This window comes from Streptomyces sp. M41 (assembly GCF_043673425.1).
Lineage (GTDB): Bacteria > Actinomycetota > Actinomycetes > Streptomycetales > Streptomycetaceae > Streptomyces.
This window is the reverse complement of the sequence record NZ_JBIMKE010000007.1, coordinates 37,661-54,073: the sequence shown is the minus strand read 5'-3', so window position 1 is coordinate 54,073 and position 16,413 is coordinate 37,661. Positions and strand designations below refer to the sequence as shown.

Genomic DNA, 16,413 nt, shown 5'->3' with positions numbered 1-16,413 from the left:
CCGCCCGAAGACCCCGCCGACGAACCACTCGACGACCTACGGAGTCACCGATGCCCGAGCTCGAACACCAGGACAGCACCGTACTGACCGACGACGAGCTGCGCACCCTGGACGCCCACTGGCGGGCCGCGAACTATCTGGCCGCCGGACAGATCTACCTGCTGGCCAACCCCCTGCTGCGCGAACCCCTGCGCGTGGAGCACATCAAACCGCGGCTGCTCGGCCACTGGGGCACCTCACCCGGGCTGAACCTCGTGTACACCCACCTCAACCGGGTGATCAAGGCGCGCGGTCTGGACGCCCTGTGCGTATGGGGGCCGGGGCACGGCGGCCCCTCCGTGCTGGCCAATTCCTGGCTGGAGGGCTCGTACGGCGAGATCTACCCGGACGTCGGCCGGGACGCGGCCGGCATGGCACGTCTCTTACGGCAGTTCTCCTTCCCCGGCGGTGTGCCGAGCCATGTGGCGCCGGAGACTCCGGGGTCGATCCACGAGGGCGGTGAGCTCGGGTACGCGCTGTCGCACGCCTACGGTGCCGCCTTCGACAATCCCGGTCTGGTGGTCGCCTGTGTGATCGGCGACGGCGAGGCGGAGACCGGCCCGCTGGCCGCGTCCTGGCACTCCAACAAGTTCCTCGACCCCGTCCACGACGGCGCCGTGCTGCCCATCCTGCATCTCAACGGCTACAAGATCGCCAACCCGACCGTGCTGTCCCGCCTCCCCGGACCCGAACTCGACGCCCTGCTGCGCGGCTACGGCCACGAACCGATCCATGTCGCCGGCGACGACCCGGCCACCGTCCACCGCGCCATGGCCCGCGCCCTCGACACCGCCCTCGACCGCATCGCCCGGTACCAGGGCACGGCCCGCGAGGGGGGCGGAGCACAACGGCCCGAGTGGCCCGTCATCGTCCTGCGCACCCCCAAGGGCTGGACCGGACCCGCCGAGGTCGACGGCCTGCCCGTCGAGGGGACCTGGCGCTCCCACCAGGTCCCCCTGGCCGGGGTCCGTGAGAACCCGGAGCATCTACGGCAGTTGGAGGCGTGGCTGCGGTCGTACCGCCCCGAGGAACTGTTCGACGCCGACGGCCGCCCCACCGGCGACGTCCTCGCCTGCCTGCCCGAGGGCGCCCGGCGGCTCGGCGCCACCCCGCACGCCAACGGCGGTCTGCTCGTACGCGAGTTGCCGCTGCCGTCCCTCGACCGCTTCGCCGTCCAGGTCGACAAGCCCGGGGTGACCCTGCACGAGCCGACCCGGGTCCTCGGCGACCTCCTCGAACAGGTCATGCGGAACACCTCGGCGCGCCGGGACTTCCGGCTCGTCGGCCCGGACGAGACCGCCTCCAACCGACTCCAGGCCGTCTTCGGAGCGAGCGGCAAGGCATGGCAGGCCGAGACGCTCCCGGTCGACGAGCACCTCGACCGGCACGGCCGGGTGCTGGAGATCCTCTCCGAGCACACCTGCCAGGGCTGGCTGGAGGGCTACCTCCTGACCGGACGGCACGGGCTGTTCTCCAGCTACGAGGCGTTCGTGCACATCGTCGACTCGATGGTCAACCAGCACATCAAGTGGCTGAAGACGTCCCGGGAACTGTCGTGGCGGGCACCCATCGCGTCCTTCAACTACCTGCTCACCTCGCATGTGTGGCGTCAGGACCACAACGGCTTCTCCCACCAGGACCCCGGCTTCGTCGACCACGTCCTCAACAAGAGCCCCGAGGTCGTCCGGGTCTATCTGCCGCCGGACACCAACACCCTGCTCTCGGTCGCCGACCACGCGCTGCGCAGCCGGGACCAGGTGAACGTGATCGTCGCCGGCAAGCAGCCCTGTTTCGACTGGCTCTCCATGGACCAGGCCGCCACCCACTGCGCGCGCGGCGCCGGCGTCTGGGACTGGGCGGGCTCCGAGAACGGCGGCGAACCGGACGTGGTCCTCGCCTGCGCCGGCGACGTACCCACCCAGGAGGTCCTGGCCGCGGCCCAGCTGCTCCGCCGCCATCTGCCCGAGCTCGCCGTCCGCGTGGTCAACGTCGTCGACATGACCCGGCTGATGCCGGGCGATCGCCACCCGCACGGCATGAGCGACCACGAGTACGACGGCATGTTCACCGCCGACAAGCCGGTCGTCTTCGCGTACCACGGCTACCCGTGGCTGATCCACCGCCTCGCCTACCGCCGCACCGGACATCCGAACCTGCACGTGCGCGGCTACCAGGAGTCCGGCACCACGACCACCCCGTTCGACATGGTCGTCCGCAACGACCTCGACCGCTACCGCCTGGTCATGGACGTGATCGACCGTGTCCCCGGCCTCGCCGTGCGCGCCGCGGCCGTACGCCAGGAGATGGCCGACGCCCGCATCCGCCACCACATCTGGATCCGCGAACACGGCACCGACCTGCCGGAGGTCGCCGAGTGGACCTGGAACGCCTGAGGCTCCGCGACGACAGGTCCCAGGGGCGAACGCGGAAGGACCCGCGCACCGCGCGGGTCCTTCCGCGTTCACCTCCTGCGCCACAGGGCGGATCGCGGCGCCCTCCCGCCGCCACCGGGAGGCGGACGGTCGGGAGGCGGACGGTCACGTACGGTCACCACCGGGCGGGCGTCTCGGTCAGCCCGGGCCGCCGCTGCCGAACGACCCGCTGCCGCCCTCCTCCCAGCGGCGCCGTTCCCCGGATTCGCTGGGACGGGAGGGAACGTTGCCGTGGGCAGGCATTTCGTGCGGGGTCAGCCGATGGTCGCTCGTGGGCATCTCGCTGGGTTCGCGGATCTCCCGGGTCTCGTGGACCGGGCCGCTCTCGGGCAGTCGCGGCTGCTCGTCGGGGCGTGGCGGTGCCGGCTCCCGGCGCCTGACCCTGGCGCCCAGTACGAAGGCGCCGATGAGCAGCGCCACGACGACCAGCCCGGCGACGACCAGTCCGATACCGAGGGCACCTTCAGCGGCGATGTTCGTCGATGCGAGGTTCATGGCTGCGTTCATGGCTGCGCGAGTACCCCGGGCGCCCCGGGTGAACCCGAGCGCCTTGATCGTGCCGCCCGAACCCTTGGGAGCACCGGGTTTGGCGTCATCCGGACCGGCTACCCGACCGGTGTGACATCGACATCGTCCCAGCAGCAGCTCGTCCAGTTCCTGGAGGACCGCTTCACCTGCGCGCAGGCCTGCAGCGACTGCGCCCGGGCCTGTGCCCTGCGGGCCAGCCTGGTGGATCCGGACGGGACCGAGGAGCAGGAACAGGTGCGGCGCAAGGGCATCCTGTGCGCCGAGGTGTGCGACGCGACCTGCCGGGTGCTGGCCGAGCAGAACCAGCTGGACGAGGCGGCCCTGCGCGTCCAGCTGGAGTGGACCCGGACGGTATGCCTGGAGTGCGCCCATGCCTTCGACCGGCATCCGGGCGCCGAGGACGCCGCGCAGGGGTGCCGGGACTGCGCTCGGGCCTGCACGGAGTTCATGGCCACGCTCGACTGACGGCGCGGGACCGCCGGCGATCGCGACCCACTGCCGTGCACTGCGACGGCCGACGCCGAACAGCGCCGACCGCGCACGCGTACCCGTGCCCGCTCATGCCTTCCGTACGTCGTCGGGGCATGGCCATTCCCAATTTCTGGAACACGTTCTACGGTGTGCGCCGTCAGGACCGCCCTTGGGGACCCTGGAGGCGCCGTGCATCTCGAATACACGCCCGAGCAGCAGCGGCTGCGCAGCGAACTGCGCGACTACTTCGCCGAGCTGGTGCCGGACCCGGACCGGGCCCTCCCTCATGGCCCGAAGGGCAGGGGAGGTCCCGCCGTCACCGACCCGGCCGCCCAGAAACGCCACTACCGCGAGACGATCCGCCGGCTCGGCGCGGACGGCTGGCTGGGCGTCGGCTGGCCCAAGGAGTACGGCGGACGCGGCCTGACCGCGATGGAACAGTTCATCTTCTTCGACGAGGCGGCCCAGGCGGGCGTACCGCTGCCCCTGATGGCGCTCAACACCGTCGGCCCGACGATCATGCAGTACGGCACGGACGAGCAGAAGGCGTACTTCCTGCCGAAGATCCTCTCCGGCGAGATCGACCTCGCGATCGGCTACAGCGAGCCCGACGCGGGCACCGATCTGGCCGCGCTGAGGACGCGTGCCGTACGGGACGGCGACGAGTACGTCGTCAACGGCCAGAAGATCTGGACGACGAACGGCGACACCGCCGACTGGGTGTGGCTGGCGACGCGCACCGACCCCGCGGCCCCGCCCCACAAGGGCATCACGATGCTCCTCGTCCCGACCACCGACCCCGGCTACTCCTGCACCCTGATCAACACCCTCGCCTCGCACGACACCACGGCCAGCTACTACGAGAACATCCGCGTCCCCCTCTCCCGTCGTGTCGGCGAGGAGAACCAGGGCTGGCGTCTGATCACCAACCAGCTCAACCACGAGCGCGTCACCCTCGCCGCCCACGGCACCATGGCCATCCGCGCCCTGCACGACGTCCAGCGCTGGGCGATTCAGACCAAGCTCGCCGACGGCCGCCGGGTGATCGACCTGCCCTGGGTACGCCGCCGCCTCGCCCAGACCCACACCAGGCTCGACGCCCTCAAGCTCCTCAACTGGCAGATGGTCGGCGCCGTCCAGGACGGCACCCTCACCCCGCAGGACGCCTCCGCCGTCAAGGTCTACGGCTCCGAGGCCCGCCGCGACGCCTACGCCTGGCTGATGGAGATCGTCGCCGCGCCAGGCGCCCTCAAGGAGGGTTCCGCGGGCGCGGTGCTCCGCGGCGAACTGGAGCGCGGCTACCGCTCGGCCGTCATCTTCACCTTCGGCGGCGGCAACAACGAGATCCAGCGAGAGATCATCTCGTGGATCGGGCTGGGGATGCCTCGGGTACGGCGTTAGGTCGTCAGCATCCCGTCAAGGTCGCCCGATTCATCGTCAGCGTCTCGTCAGGGCATGACCGGCAGCCGGGTGCACAGGGCAACGTCGAGGGTGAGCCCCGGCCCGCCTCCCCGCGTCCGGGGCCGCCCGGACCACGTACGCGCCTTCCGGAGGCACCCCATGGCAGAACCCCTGTACGGCGACGACCCCGAACCCTCCGATCGATTCCCGGCCGGACCCCTGTACGTCCCGGTCCGGCCGGGCCCCTCCGGGTGTGCGGCCCGGCTCTTTCGCACACCGCTCGGCGACCGGACGGCCGTCGGCTTCACCTCCGAGGGGAGGCTCACCGCCACGCTCGGCCCCGACCAGGCATGGATCCGCCTCGCCGAACCCGTCCTGCGCGCGCTGACCTCGCCGCTCGGCATCACCACCGTCACCGTGGACCCGCAGTTCAGTGCTCCGGCCCCCGCGCCCGTCACGGCTCTCATGTCCGCCGCTGCCGCACCGGCGCCCACCTCCGCGCCGCGGGCCGTCCGAGAGGGGCAGACACGATGACCACGGTTCACGAACCCACCGCCACCGGCACGGCCGCCGAGCTGTCGGTGTGGCCCGCCTCGACGACCGAACCACTGCGCGGCGACCTCACCGTGGGCGGTGTGTCGCTCGCCGAGATCGCCGACCGCTTCGGCACCCCCGTCTACGTCCTCGACGAGACCGAGGTCCGCGACCGCTGCCGCACCTACCGGCACGCCTTTCCCGACGCCGAAGTCCTCTACGCGGCCAAGGCGTTCCTGTGCCGGGCCATGGCCCACTGGATGGACGAGGAGGGCCTCGGCCTCGACGTCTGCTCCGCCGGCGAACTCGAACTAGCCGTCACCACGGGCTTCCCACCCGAACGGATCGTGCTGCACGGCAACGCCAAGTCCCCCCGCGACCTGGACACCGCCCTGCGCCTGGGCGTCGGACGCATCGTCATCGACAGCCCCTCGGAGATCGCACGCCTGGCCGCGGCCGTCGGCCCGCACGGCAACCAGAAGGTCATGGTCCGCGTCGTCCCGGGGATCAACGCGGGCGGACACGAGAAGATCCGCACCGGGACGGACGACCAGAAGTTCGGCCTGTCCATCGCGGACGGCTACGCCCAGCACGCCATCGCCCGCATACTCGACCAGCCGCAGCTCGAACTCACCGGCCTGCACTGCCACTTGGGCTCCCAGATCACCGGCGTCAAGCCGTATCTCGCCGCTGTGCGCCGCATGGTCGGCCTGATGAGCCGCCTGTACGAGCAGCACGGCCTGGTCCTGCCCGAACTCGACCTGGGAGGCGGCCACGGCATCGCCTACCGCCCGGGCGAAGCGGCCCTGGACCTGACCACGCTGGCCCGCAGGGTCCGTACCGAACTCGCCCACGCCTGCGCCACGGCCGGTATCCCGGTACCGCGCCTGATCATCGAGCCGGGGCGGGCGATCGTGGGCCCCGCCGGCATCGCCCTGTACCGCGTACTGGCCGTGAAGCACACCGGTGAGAACGTGTTCGTGGCCGTGGACGGCGGCATGAGCGACAACCCGCGCCCGGCCCTGTACGGCGTCCGGTACGCCCCGCGCCTGATCGGCCGGCACAGCACCGCGGCCCCGGCCCGGGCCACCGTGGTGGGCCGCCACTGCGAGGCCGGCGACATCCTGGCCGCCGACGTGCGGCTCCCCGGCGACGTCCACCCCGGCGATCTCCTCGCCGTACCGGTGGCCGGTGCGTACCACCTGTCCATGGCGTCCGGCTACAACCTGGTCGGCCGTCCGCCCGTGGCCGCCGTACGCGAGGGTGTGGCCCGCCTCCTGGTCCGCCGGGAGTCCCTGGAGGACATCCGCCGCCGGGACGTGGGCCTGTAGCCGAGGCCGAGGCGCACCCGTGGCGTCCGGGCGGCCGGTCCGCTTCATGCCGGCCGCCTCGCCGATGCGGGCGATGGCGGCCTGGTGTCCACCGCACGGCTCGGTCACACTGCCCAGGTGGACGCCATACAGAGCGCTGACCCCGGGCTGTTCGGCCCCGATTCCGTGACCTGGCAGATGCACGGCGACCCGATGATGTGGGTCGCCGGAGTCCGTGCGCTCTATCTCCAGGCCCTGCACCCGCGTGCCGTACGCGGTGTCACGCAGAACTCCGACTTCCGCCAGGACGCCTGGGGCCGCCTGCTGCGTACCGCCGACTTCGTCGGCACGACGACCTACGGCACCTCGGAAGCCGCCGAGCGGGCCGGCGCCCGGGTGCGCAGGATCCACAGCCTGCTGAGCGTCACCGACCCGGACACGGGGGAGCGGTACGGCGTCGGCGAGCCCGGACTGCTGCTGTGGGTGCACTGCGCCGAGATCGACTCGTATCTGCGGGTCGCCCGGCGCTCCGGCCTTCCCCTCACCGACGCTCAGGCCGACCGCTATATCGCCGAACACCGGGTCAGCGCCCGTCTGGTCGGACTCGACCCGGACGCCGTGCCCGCGAACCAGCGGGAGATGGCGGACTACTTCGACAAGGTGCGCCCCCAGTTGGCCTGCGGGCCCGAGGCGCGTGCCGTGGACGACTTTCTGCGGCGCCCCCCGACACACCCCCTGCTCGTCCCGGCGCGCGAGGTGCTCTGGCGGCGCGTGGCGCGCCTGGCGTACGCCGCTCTGCCGCCGTACGCCCACGAGCTGTACGGCAGAAAGGCACCCGAACCCTCGGCCGTCACCCGTCAGTTGCGCGCCACAGGCACCCTGCTGCGCTGCGTTCCCGCACGTCTGCGCTGGCAACTCCCGCCCAAACACATCCTGCGCGCCATGGAGCGACTCGGCCCGGGCTCGCGCCCGGCACCGTACAAACTCGGGCGATAGCTCGCCATACTGGACGAGACGGGGGAGGGTGGGGCGGACCGTGACGGGGGGCGATCGCGGGAGATGGGGGACAGCAGGCTGATCCAGGGCCGGTACCGGCTGCTGGATCCGATCGGGCGCGGCGGCATGGGCGAGGTGTGGCGCGCCCGCGACGAGTCGCTCGGCAGACAGGTCGCCGTGAAGTGCCTCAAGCCGCTGGGGCCGCACCACGACCAGTCCTTCACCCGCGTCCTGCGGGAGCGGTTTCGGCGCGAGGCCCGGGTGGCCGCCGCGCTCCAGCACCGCGGCGTGACCGTCGTGCACGACTTCGGCGAGTCCGACGGCGTCCTGTTCCTGGTGATGGAGCTGCTCCAGGGGCGCAACCTCAGCCAGCTGCTGGAGGACAACAAGCACCATCCGCTGCCCGTCCCGGACGTCGTCGACATCGCCGCCCAGGTGGCCGCCGCCCTCGCCTACACCCACCAGCAGGGCATCGTGCACCGCGATCTCAAACCCGCGAACATCATGCGGCTCGCCGACGGCGCGGTGAAGATCTGCGACTTCGGCATAGCGCGCCTCGGCCACGACATCGGCTTCACCTCCCGGCTGACCGGTACCGGCATCGCGATGGGCACCCCGCACTACATGTCGCCGGAGCAGATCGGCGGGGAGGACGTGGACCAGCGCAGCGACCTGTACTCGCTGGGCTGTGTGCTGTACGAGATCGCCACCGGCGTACCGCCGTTCGACCTCGACGACCCCTGGGCCGTCCTCGTCGGCCACCGTGACACCCCGCCCCGGCCCCCACGCAGCCACCGCGCCGAGCTGCCCGAGTACTTCGAGAAGATCATCCTCGACCTGCTCGCCAAGCGCCCCGAGGAACGCCCGCACGACGGCAGGGAGTTGGGGCGCCGGATCGATCTGGGCCGGACGACACCGGCGTATGTGCCCACCGTCGTCGCCCCACGGCCGGATCTGCGGCCCCCGGAGCCCGTGGCCCGCGAGCCACGCATGCCGTCCTGGACACGCGGCATGACCACCGGCCACAAGGCCACCGGCGCCCAGCTGCGCAGCACACCCCCCGACGCCGCGGCCGGCCTCACCGGCGAGTGGATCCCCCGCCCGGCCGCCGGAGGGCCCGAGCGGACCGTCAGCCCCGCCGAACCGTCCGCCCCGTCCGCGGCGGCCCTCTCCGCGCTGGCCGGACGGCACAACGCCGGGCTCAGCCTCGGCCGGCTGGGCCGCTGGACGGAGGCCGGCGAGGTGCACCGGGCCGTCGCCGCCGAACGCGAGCACCTGCTCGGCCCCGACCACCCGGACACCCTCGCCAGCCGCTACGAAGTCGCCTTCACCCTGAGCCGCACCGGACGCGCCGCCGACGCCCTGCGCGAGTACAAGCACGTCGCCCGCGCCCGCAGCCTCGCCCTCGGCCCGGACCACCCCGACACCCTCGCCGCCCGGCAGGAAATGGCGTACGTACTGGGCCAGTTGGGCCGTCACTTCGACGCGCACCAGGTCTACCTCTCCGTGCTCACCGCCCGGGAGCGCGCCATGGGCGCCGATCACCCCGACACCCTGCGCTGCCGCCACAACCTCGCCTTCAACCTCAGCAGGCTCGGCCGCCTGGAGGACTCGTACCGCATGGCCGCCGAGGTGGCCGCGGCCCGCGCCCGCGTGCTCGGCCCACAGCACCCCGACACCCTGGTCACCCGCTACGAAGTCGCCTACGCCCTCGGCCAGTTGGGGCGCTGGACCGAGGCCCTCCAGACCTACCGCGAAGTCGCCGACGCCCGCGCCCAGGCCCTCGGCCCGGACCACCCCGACACCCTCGCCGCCCGCTACGAGGTCGGCATCAGCCTCGGTCGACTCGGCCGCAGCACACAAGCGCTCCGGCTCTACCGCGACCTCATCGACGACCGCACCCGGGTCCACGGCCCCGCCCACCCCGAGACGCTGCGCGCCCGCCATGGACTCGGCGTCAACCTGGGCCGCCTCGGCCGCTGGGAAGAGGCACTCGCCGAGTCCCGCGACGTGTGCGCGATCCGCGAGCGCGTCCTCGGCCCCGACCATCCGGACACCCTCGTCAGCCGCCGCGAGGTCGCCGTCGGACTCGGCTGGCTCGGACGCTGGCCGGACGCCCTCATCGAGTACCGCAGGGTGGCCGGCGCCCGCGAGCGGGTCCTCGGCGCCGACCACCCCGACACCCTCGCCAGCCGCAACGACGAGGCCCACTGCCTCCAGCAGCTCGGCCGGGGCGCGGAGGCGGCCGAGCTGTACCGGAGGGTGGCGGCGCTGCGCCGGCAGGGGCCGGCAGGAGGTCAGTGAGCCCCGGTGGCGGCCGGAGACCGCTCATGGCCGAATGCGACCCGCGGCCCGTGACCCCGGTGCGCCCCACCTATGGCCGACCTAGATCATCACGTGTTACGAAGAACCATGCCTGCACACGAGGGACTCCCGGGAAGCCGTACGTACGACGCCATCATCGTCGGCGGAGGTCACAACGGCCTGGTCGCCGCCGCCTACCTGGCCCGGTCCGGACGGTCCGTGCTGGTGCTGGAGCGACTGGACCGGACCGGCGGAGCCGCCGTGTCCACCCGGCCGTTCGCCGGTGTCGACGCACGGCTGTCGCGCTACTCGTACCTCGTCAGCCTGCTGCCCAGGAAGATCGTCCGCGATCTCGGCCTGGACTTCCGGGTCCGCACCCGCAACGTCTCCTCGTACACGCCCGTGGAACGCGACGGGCGGGCCACCGGGCTGCTGGTCGGCGGCGGTGAGCGGCGCACCCGGGAGGCGTTCGCCCGGCTGACCGGCAGCGAATCCGAGTACGCGGCCTGGCGGCGCTTCTACGCCATGACCGGCGAGGTCGCCAAGCGGGTGTTCCCCACCCTCACGGACCCGCTGCCGAGCCGCGAGGAGCTGCGCAGCCGGGTGGCCGACGAGGAGGCATGGCGGACCCTGTTCGAGGAGCCGATCGGCGTCGCGATCGAGGAGCGGTTCGCGGACGACCTGGTGCGCGGTGTGGTCCTCACGGACGCCCTGATCGGCACCTTCGCCGACGCCCACGATGCCTCGCTGAAGCAGAACCGCTGCTTCCTCTATCACGTCATCGGCGGCGGCACCGGAGCCTGGGACGTCCCGGTCGGCGGCATGGGCGCGCTCACCGACGCCCTGGCCGCGGCGGCGCGCGGGGCCGGTGCCGTCATCGCCACCGGGCACGAGGCCGTCCGTATCGACACGGACGGCCGTACGGCCGAGATCACCTACCGGACCGCGGACGGCGAGGGTGTCGCAGCGGCCCGGCACGTCCTCGTCAACGCCTCCCCGCAGGACCTCGCCGCCCTCACCGGTGACACGCCCCCGGCCCCCGCCGAGGGCGCCCAGCTCAAGGTCAACATGCTGCTCAAGCGCCTGCCCCGGCTGCGTGACGGCGCCGTCGACCCCCGCGAGGCGTTCGCGGGCACCTTCCACATCGCCGAGGGCTATGAGCAGCTGGCCGCCGCCCATGCCCAGGCAGCCGCGGGGGAGCTCCCCGCCGCGCCGCCGTCCGAGATCTACTGCCACTCGCTGACGGACCCCACGATCCTCGCGCCCGACCTCGTCGAGAAGGGCTACCACACCCTCACCCTCTTCGGTCTGCACACCCCGGCCCGGCTCTTCGCGCGCGACAACGACGCCGTACGCGAGGAACTGCTGAAGTCGACACTGGCCCAGCTCGACGCTCAGCTCGCGGAACCGCTCGCCGACTGTCTGGCGACCGACGCCGACGGACGCCCCTGCATCGAGGCGAAGACCCCGCTGGACCTGGAGCACGATCTGCGTCTGCCCGGCGGCAACATCTTCCATCGCGAGCTGGCCTGGCCGTACGCCCAGGAGGGCACCGGACGTTGGGGTGTGGAGACGCCGCACGCGAACGTGCTGCTGTGCGGGGCGGGCGCGGTGAGGGGTGGTGGGGTGAGCGGAGTACCGGGGCACAACGCGGCGATGGCGGTGCTGGCGGAGGGAACGTGATGCCGAGAACGCGCCTGAACAGTGTCGATCCCGGGCCCCGGCAGGTCAGTTCGCGGAGCGGCTCCACCCGGTCGCCGTGATCCGCGCCGCGTCCGCCGGCCGGGCCTCGTCGAAGAGGACTGTGTCCGAGGTCGCCACGCACAGCCCGTCCACGTACACGCCGCGGCCCACGTACAGCCGGTCGGTCGTGTACCGCCAGCGGAGCATCAGCTGCCGGTGCGCGGGCAGCCGGGCCGCGAGCCGGTGCCAGACGCGGCCCGACCAGCCGGTGACCGTACCGGCGGGATGCTCCCGCGCGGGCTCGCCGTGACGTGCCGTGGTGAAGGGCAGCGGCTGCCAGGTGGCGCCCCCGTCGGTCGTCGTCTCCAGGACGAGCACGTCCGAGCGGGGTTCGGTGTCCCACCACAGGGCGCACCGCAGCCGGGCGTCATCCGCGCAGGTGTCCAGCGCGGGCAGCTCCAGGATCGCGGTCGTCGCGCTCGCCATGCCCGAGAACCATGCGGTACGGCCCTGTCGTGGGCGGACGGGAACGGCGCGGGCCAGATGGGTGGCGGCGGCGACCCGGGGCGCGGAACCGGAGCGCCAACTGCGCACCGGATGGACGGAGTTGCCGAGCACCACGAGGAAGGAGTCGGTCATCGGGTCGAGGACCAGCGAGGTGCCGGTGAACCCGGTGTGACCCGCGGTGCGCGGGGTGGCCATGGCTCCCATGTACCAGTGCTGGTAGAGCTCGAAGCCCAGGCCGTGCTCGTCACCCGGGAAGGCCGTGTTGAAGTCGGTGAACATCAGGTCCACCGACTCCGGCGTGAGGATGCGGGCCCGGCCGTAGGCACCGCCGTTGAGCAGCGTACGGCCGAGGACCGCGAGGTCCCACGCGTTCGAGAACACGCCCGCGTGGCCCGCGACCCCGCCGAGGCTGAAGGCGTTCTCGTCGTGCACCTCGCCCCACACCAACCCCCGGTCCAGCCCGGACCACGGCTTGCGCGCGTCCTCGGTGGCCGCGATCCGCGGCTTCCACGCGGCGGGCGGGTTGTAGCGGGTGCTGCGCATGCCGAGCGGGGCGGTGATCTCCTCGCGCAGCAGGGCGTCGAGGGTACGGCCGGTGATCTGCTCCAGGACCAGCTGGAGGGAGATCAGGTTCAGGTCCGAGTAGAGGTATGCGGTGCCCGGGGGGTTCAGCGGCGCCTCGTCGAAGATGAGTTGGATCTTCTCCTCGTACGTAGGCGCGTCGTACAGCGGGATCCACGCCCGGAACCCGGAGGTATGGGTGAGGAGTTGACGGACCGTGATGTCCTGCTTGCCCGCACGTCCGAACTCCGGCAGGTAGGAGGCGACCGTGGCCTCCAGGCCGAGCGCGCCCCGCTCGATCTGCTGCACGGCGAGCACGGAGGTGAACAGCTTCGACACCGAGGCCAGATCGAAGACGGTGTCCTCGGCCGTCGCGATCTGCTCGTCCGCCGGGAACTCGACGCCGGTGTCGGTCTTCTCGTCGTACGCCCGGTAGCGCACGGCCGTCCCGATGGGCTCGTGCAGGGCCACGGTCCCGCCGCGGCCGGCGAGCAGGACCGCCCCCGCGTACCAGGGGTGCCGGGGGGAGGGGTCCAGGAACGTCTCGGCGTCGCTGACCAGTCGGCGAAGGTGAGGGGCGAGGAGGCCGGCTCGCTCGGGGGAGCCGTGGCGCAGCGTGGTCCGACCCCTTGTGCCGTGCGCGGCCTCGGCCGGGCCTGCGGGGAGCGGGGCGAGGGTGAGGGCGCTGCCCAGGGTCAGGGCTCTGCGGCCCAGTTGACGTCGGGTCATCGCGTCGCCGTCGATGGTCATCGAGGTCCTCCCGCCGGTCCGCCTGAAAGTATCTTTCCGGGGTCACCTTGCGTGATGAAACTTTCGTGTCAGACGGGCCGTGTGTCAACGGGGTGTTCGCCCCGAGGTGTGGTCCAAGCCGCGTCAACGGGGCGGTCGCCCTGAGGTTGCGGCCAGGCGATCTGACGGTGTATCAGAAAAGGTCTTCCGTCGTCCGGAGGACTGCGGCATCCTGCGCCCATGCAGACGGAGCTGAGCAAGCAACTGGGAGTCGAGCACGCCGTCTTCGGCTTCACGCCGTTCCCCGCCGTCGCCGCGGCCATCAGCCGGGCCGGCGGCTTCGGAGTGCTCGGCGCGGTCCGCTACACCGCCCCCGACGACCTCAAGCGCGACCTCGACTGGATCGAGGCCCACGTCGCCGGCCGGCCCTACGGCCTGGACGTCGTCATGCCCGCGAAGAAGGTGGAAGGCGTCACCGAGGCCGACGTGGAGGCGATGATCCCCGAAGGGCACCGGCAGTTCGTGCGGGACACCCTCGCCAAGTACGGCGTACCCGAACTCGCCGAGGGCGAGGCGTCCGGCTGGCGCATCACCGGATGGATGGAGCAGGTCGCCCGCACCCAGCTCGACGTCGCCTTCGACTACCCCATCAAGCTGCTCGCCAACGCCCTCGGCTCACCGCCCGCGGACGTGATCGAGCGCGCCCATGACCGGGGCGTGCTCGTCGCCGCCCTCGCCGGCAGTGCCCGCCACGCCGAGAAGCACAAGGCGGCCGGCATCGACATCGTCGTCGCCCAGGGCTACGAGGCCGGCGGCCACACCGGTGAGATCGCCTCCATGGTGCTCACTCCGGAGGTGGTGGAGGCCGTCGACCCGCTGCCCGTGCTGGCGGCCGGCGGCATCGGAAGCGGCCGGCAAGTGGCCGCCGCGCTCACGCTCGGCGCCCAAGGTGTGTGGCTGGGATCCATATGGCTGACCACCACAGAGGCTGATCTGCATTCCCCCGCGCTGACCCGCAAACTCCTCGCCGCCGGATCCGGAGACACCGTGCGTTCCCGCGCCCTGACCGGCAAACCCGCCCGCCAGCTGCGCACCGAGTGGACCGACGCCTGGGACGACACGCAGGGACCGGGCGCGCTTCCCATGCCCCTCCAGGGACTGCTCGTCGCGGACGCCGTCTCACGGATCCAGAAGTACGAGGTGGAACCGCTGCTGGGCACCCCGGTCGGCCAGATCGTCGGCCGGATGAACAGCGAACGCAGCGTCCAGGCCGTCTTCGACGACCTCACCCGCGGCTTCGAACGAGCCGTGGATCGCATCAACCGCATCGCCGGAAGGAGCGGCCAGTGACGAGCACACCCCCCGTGGGCTTCTGGGCCCAGGCCACCGCCGACCCCGACCGTACGGTCCTCATCGCCCCCGACGGCGAGGAGTGGACCGCCGGCCGGCTGCACGCCGACACCAACCGACTCGTGCACGGCCTGCGCGCGGCCGGCCTGCGACGCGGCGACGCCTTCGCGGTCGTCCTGCCCAACAGCGCCGAATTCTTCATCGCCTACCTGGCCGCCAGCCAGGCCGGGTTCTACCTGGTGCCGATCAACCACCACTTCGTCGGCCCCGAGATCGCCTGGATCGTCGCCGACTCCGGCGCCAAGGTGCTCCTCGCCCATGAACGCTTCGCCGCCGGCGCACGCCAGGCCGCCGACGAGGCCGCCCTGCCCGCCACCCACCGGTACGCGATCGGCTCGGTCGACGGCTTCCGGCCGTACGCCGAACTCCTCGACGGGCAACCGGAGTCGGCCCCCGGCGACCGCACGCTCGGCTGGGTCATGAACTACACCTCCGGCACCACCGGCCGCCCCCGGGGCATCCGGCGCCCGCTGTCCGGCAAGCCTCCCGAGGAGGCGTATCTCGGCGGCTTCCTCGGCATCTTCGGCATCCGCCCCTTCGACGACAACGTGCACCTCGTCTGCTCACCGCTCTACCACACGGCCGTCCTCCAGTTCGCGGGCGCGTCCCTGCACATCGGCCATCGGCTGGTCCTCATGGACAAGTGGACGCCCGAGGAGATGCTCCGCCTCATCGACACCCACGCCTGCACCCACACCCATATGGTCCCGACCCAGTTCCACCGACTGCTCGCGCTTCCGGATCAGGTGCGGGCCCGCTACGACGTGTCCTCCATGCGGCACGCCATCCACGGCGCGGCCCCCTGCCCCGACCATGTGAAACGGGCGATGCTCGACTGGTGGGGCCCGTGTGTGGAGGAGTACTACGCGGCGAGCGAGGGCGGCGGCGCGTTCGCCACCGCCGAGGACTGGCTGAAGAAGCCCGGCACCGTCGGCAAGGCCTGGCCGATCAGCGAACTCGCGGTGTTCGACGACGACGGCAACCGGCTTCCGCCCGGCGAACTCGGCACCGTCTACCTGAAGATGAACTCCGGCCAGTTCGCCTACCACAAGGACGAGGCCAAGACGAAGAAGAACCGCATCGGTGACTTCTTCACCGTCGGCGATCTCGGCTTCCTGGACGAGGACGGCTATCTCTTCCTCCGCGACCGCAAGATCGACATGATCATCTCGGGTGGGGTCAACATCTATCCGGCCGAGATCGAGTCCGCCCTGTTGGCCCACCCGGCCGTCGCCGACGCCGCGGTCTTCGGCATCCCGCACGACGACTGGGGCGAGGAGGTCAAGGCCGTCGTCGAACCGGCCCCCGGCCGGCAGCCCGGCCCCGCCCTCGCCGCCACGATCCTCGACCACTGCGCCGAACGGCTCGCCGGATACAAGCGGCCCAAGAGCGTCGACTTCATCGCCGAGATGCCCCGCGACCCCAACGGCAAGCTGTACAAACGGCGGCTGCGGGAGCCCTATTGGGAGGGGCGCACGCGGTCCGTATGACCCGGTGCACGCCCGAAG

At 71.9% G+C, this 16,413-nt stretch carries 12 protein-coding genes; 10 read left to right on the top strand and 2 right to left on the bottom strand.

Annotated elements, in window-relative coordinates; translation table 11 throughout:
- Positions 1-50 precede the first annotated feature (50 nt).
- The gene (locus ACHBTE_RS12040) at positions 51-2,432 is read left to right on the top strand and encodes a phosphoketolase (protein ID WP_394723673.1); all 2,382 of its coding nucleotides are present in this window, start codon (positions 51-53) and stop codon (positions 2,430-2,432) included.
- A gap of 177 nt (positions 2,433-2,609) precedes the next feature.
- On the opposite strand, the gene ACHBTE_RS12035 is transcribed toward ACHBTE_RS12040, so the two are convergent.
- A complete protein-coding gene (locus ACHBTE_RS12035; protein WP_394723933.1) occupies positions 2,610-2,966 on the bottom strand; it encodes a DUF6479 family protein in 357 nt (118 codons plus the stop codon).
- 123 nt (positions 2,967-3,089) lie between these two features.
- On the opposite strand from ACHBTE_RS12035, the gene ACHBTE_RS12030 reads away from it, so the two are divergent.
- The 7 genes from ACHBTE_RS12030 to ACHBTE_RS12000 all read left to right on the top strand — a co-directional run bounded on the left by ACHBTE_RS12030 (position 3,090) and on the right by ACHBTE_RS12000 (position 11,698).
- On the top strand, positions 3,090-3,464 hold the full coding sequence (locus ACHBTE_RS12030; protein WP_394723672.1) for a ferredoxin: 375 nt from the start codon (positions 3,090-3,092) through the stop codon (positions 3,462-3,464).
- 195 nt (positions 3,465-3,659) lie between these two features.
- Positions 3,660-4,871: an acyl-CoA dehydrogenase family protein gene (locus ACHBTE_RS12025; protein ID WP_394723671.1), complete on the top strand. Its 1,212-nt coding sequence runs from the start codon at positions 3,660-3,662 to the stop codon at positions 4,869-4,871.
- A gap of 159 nt (positions 4,872-5,030) precedes the next feature.
- A complete protein-coding gene (locus ACHBTE_RS12020) occupies positions 5,031-5,405 on the top strand; it encodes an SAV_915 family protein (RefSeq protein ID WP_394723670.1) in 375 nt (124 codons plus the stop codon).
- The gene (lysA, locus tag ACHBTE_RS12015) at positions 5,402-6,736 is read left to right on the top strand and encodes a diaminopimelate decarboxylase (RefSeq protein WP_394723669.1); all 1,335 of its coding nucleotides are present in this window, start codon (positions 5,402-5,404) and stop codon (positions 6,734-6,736) included. Before ACHBTE_RS12020 ends, lysA begins: the two co-directional genes overlap by 4 nt.
- 177 nt (positions 6,737-6,913) lie before the next feature.
- Positions 6,914-7,711, top strand: a complete 798-nt coding sequence (locus tag ACHBTE_RS12010; RefSeq protein ID WP_394723932.1) for an oxygenase MpaB family protein — start codon at positions 6,914-6,916, stop codon at positions 7,709-7,711.
- Between the two features lie 63 nt (positions 7,712-7,774).
- Positions 7,775-10,015, top strand: coding sequence for a tetratricopeptide repeat protein (locus tag ACHBTE_RS12005; RefSeq protein WP_394723668.1), 2,241 nt, complete (start codon positions 7,775-7,777; stop codon positions 10,013-10,015).
- A gap of 108 nt (positions 10,016-10,123) precedes the next feature.
- Positions 10,124-11,698 (top strand): phytoene desaturase family protein, encoded by a 1,575-nt coding sequence (locus ACHBTE_RS12000; RefSeq protein WP_394723667.1) that lies wholly within the window; start codon positions 10,124-10,126, stop codon positions 11,696-11,698.
- Positions 11,699-11,743: 45 nt separating this feature from the next.
- Here ACHBTE_RS12000 and ACHBTE_RS11995 read toward each other — a convergent pair whose 3' ends face one another.
- Positions 11,744-13,516 carry a serine hydrolase gene (locus ACHBTE_RS11995; protein ID WP_394723666.1) on the bottom strand — a complete coding sequence of 591 codons (1,773 nt, stop codon included), beginning with the start codon at positions 13,514-13,516 and terminating at the stop codon, positions 11,744-11,746.
- A 219-nt stretch (positions 13,517-13,735) separates the two neighbouring features.
- Here ACHBTE_RS11995 and ACHBTE_RS11990 point away from each other — a divergent pair, with 219 nt between their 5' ends.
- Together ACHBTE_RS11990 and ACHBTE_RS11985 are read left to right on the top strand one after the other, a co-directional pair.
- Positions 13,736-14,845, top strand: coding sequence for an NAD(P)H-dependent flavin oxidoreductase (locus ACHBTE_RS11990; RefSeq protein WP_394723665.1), 1,110 nt, complete (start codon positions 13,736-13,738; stop codon positions 14,843-14,845).
- On the top strand, positions 14,842-16,395 hold the full coding sequence (locus ACHBTE_RS11985; RefSeq protein ID WP_394723664.1) for an acyl-CoA synthetase: 1,554 nt from the start codon (positions 14,842-14,844) through the stop codon (positions 16,393-16,395). The genes ACHBTE_RS11990 and ACHBTE_RS11985 overlap by 4 nt, the downstream gene beginning before the upstream one ends.
- The last annotated feature ends 18 nt before the right edge of the window (positions 16,396-16,413 follow it).